Source organism: Arsenophonus sp. ENCA (genome assembly GCF_002287155.1).
Taxonomy (GTDB): Bacteria; Pseudomonadota; Gammaproteobacteria; order Enterobacterales; family Enterobacteriaceae; genus Arsenophonus; species Arsenophonus nilaparvatae.
Window position 1 is genome coordinate 1 of sequence record NZ_NHNG01000355.1, and the last position, 2,294, is coordinate 2,294.

General features: G+C 39.3%; 2 protein-coding genes and 3 pseudogenes. 2 read left to right on the forward strand and 3 right to left on the reverse strand.

Annotation, left to right across the window (positions count from 1 at the left end; all coding sequences use genetic code 11):
* Positions 1 to 199: pseudogene (locus CBG25_RS09390) on the forward strand (IS701 family transposase); the annotation flags it as partial.
* Positions 200 to 205: 6 nt separating this feature from the next.
* Entirely contained in the window at positions 206 to 496 is a 291-nt protein-coding gene (locus CBG25_RS09395; RefSeq protein WP_290606234.1) for a transposase, read from the forward strand.
* Positions 497 to 519: 23 nt separating this feature from the next.
* Here CBG25_RS09395 and CBG25_RS09400 read toward each other — a convergent pair.
* The 3 genes and pseudogenes from CBG25_RS09400 to CBG25_RS09410 all read right to left on the reverse strand — a co-directional run.
* Positions 520 to 876, reverse strand: a pseudogene (locus tag CBG25_RS09400) (isocitrate dehydrogenase kinase/phosphatase AceK regulatory subunit); the annotation flags it as partial.
* Between the two features lie 76 nt (positions 877 to 952).
* A pseudogene (gene aceA / locus CBG25_RS09405) lies at positions 953 to 2,062 on the reverse strand (isocitrate lyase); the annotation flags it as partial.
* A 49-nt stretch (positions 2,063 to 2,111) separates the two neighbouring features.
* The coding region (locus CBG25_RS09410) for a transposase family protein (protein WP_366212660.1) at positions 2,112 to 2,294 on the reverse strand (183 nt) is incomplete at its 5' end.

Below are 2,294 nucleotides of genomic sequence, written 5' to 3' on the forward strand. Positions count from 1 at the left end.
CACTGGACTCGAAAAATGCCAATGTCGCAATGCTCGGATACAACGCAATCATATTGCATGTGCTTTTTTAGTCTGGACCCGATTAGCTCAAATTGCTCGAAGTACAGGCAAAACGCTTTATCGTATTAAGCGAGGATTGCTCGATGATTATCTTTGTCAGCAGCTCAAAAAGCCTACAATTATTATGCTATTTGCGTAAGTCCTAATAGTAACAAACAAAGAGAATCCCACCCGTGAATACGTCAAATCTATCATGGATGCCCGTTGGTCTGTTGAAGTTTATCATCGAGAAGTTAAACAAAATTGTGGTATTGAACGCTGTCAGGCTCGCACGAGCCGAGCGCAAAGAAATCATATTTTTCTCGCTATTTCTGCGTGGTTTGAACAACATAAACGTCGTATATCTGAAAAAATAACCCTTTATCAACAAAATTGGGACGTAATCAAAAATGCTATTGCTGAGCACATCCGTGTTTTATTAGCGTACCCAAATTAGTTTTGTGCGAAACTCGTGAAATTATTAGGAGTAAGATCACAATGTTGAAATAATCGACAATAAACTGAATTAAAAAAACTTTCCGCTATTTCAAAACGCGGGTAATCTTCTAATAGTTTAATATAACGCTGCTTAATTTCTGCTAATAATTGGTTAGTAAACTCAGCTATTAAATTCATCTGCCCAAGTTGTTTAACAACCAGATCGACATGATGATCATAAAGATTAATTCGCTTTTTCATCGCTTCTTGTACACCGTGCCAATCAGCATCTTCAAAACGTTGCTGGGCACTTGATGTTACTTCCAAAAAACGACCATACTGCGCATCAAAGCCTTGTAAAATTGTCTCGGCAATTAACTCTGCTGAATTTAAGGTCATAAATCACGCCCTCATTTCGACAAATTAAGCTTTATTAACATCAAATCCATCAGGCTAAATAACATAAGCAATATATTTAAAACTGCTGCTCTTCAGTTGAGCCAGTTAGTGCCGTGACAGAAGAAGTTCCACCTTGAATAATGGTTGTTACTTTATTAAAATAACCCGTGCCTACTTCCTGCTGATGAGAAGAAAACGAGTAATCCTGCTTAGCAGCAGCAAACTCCTTTTCCTGAATTTTCTCAACATAATGCTTCATTCCTTCACCTTGAGCATATGCATAAGCTAAATCAAACATGTTAAACCACATACTATGAATACCAGCTAAGGTTATAAATTGAAATTTATATCCCATTTCAGATAATTATTTTTGAAAACAGGCTATGGTTTTATCGTCCAAGTTTTTCTTCCAATTAAAAGATGGAGAACAGTTATAAGCCAGCAACTTATTCGGATATTTAGCATGTATAGCCTCGGCAAATATTTTAGCCGCATCTAAATCGGGGGTTGATGTCTCGCACCAAATCAAGTCAGCATAAGGAACATAAGCTAAACCTCGACTAATAGCTTGTTCAATACCTGCCTGGGTACGGAAAAAACTTCTTGCGTACGTTCGTTGATCATAAATTTTTCATCGTAAGGATCGCTGTTTGACGTCAGCAAATCTGCCGCTTCAGCATCAGTACGCGCAATCAAAACCGTAGGAACACCACAAACATCAGCCGCCAAACGTGCGGCAATTAACTTTTCAATAGCTTCTTGTGTCGGCACCAATACCTTACCACCCATATGACCACATTTTTTGGCGGCAGCTAGCTGATCTTCAAAATGCACAGCGGCAGCGCCGGCTTCAATTAATGTTCTCATAAGTTCAAAAGCATTCAATATGCCACCAAAACCGGTCTCCGCACCAGCAATAATTGGCAGAAAGAAATCAATATATTTAGCATCGCCTGGATTTATATTATTTGCCCATTGAATTTGATTCGGCTCGACGAAAGCTATTATTAATCCGTTTGACAACTTCAGGAACAGAATCAACAGGATAAAGCGATTGATCTGGATACATACTCGCAGCAGTATTAGCATCAGCTGCCACTTGCCAACCCGATAAATAAACTGCCTCTATACCAGCTTTTGCTTGCTGCAACGCCTGACCACCCGTCAATGCACCTAGCACATTAAGCGTGTTGCTTAATAGTGAAATAAGGGTGTTTCGGTGATTGAAGTAAATTTTACGCTGTTCTGAGATGGAAATTCCAAAGACCTGCGCTAAGGAGTAAGAAGGTATCATCAATAAAGGGTCTACGATTCCGTAAAATTTGGGTCATGCAACCGAGGCGCTTGATACCCGCGATGGCGTGTTCAACTGTAATACGGATGCCCGAGATTATTTTATTTTCTTGTTTTTGTTCAGG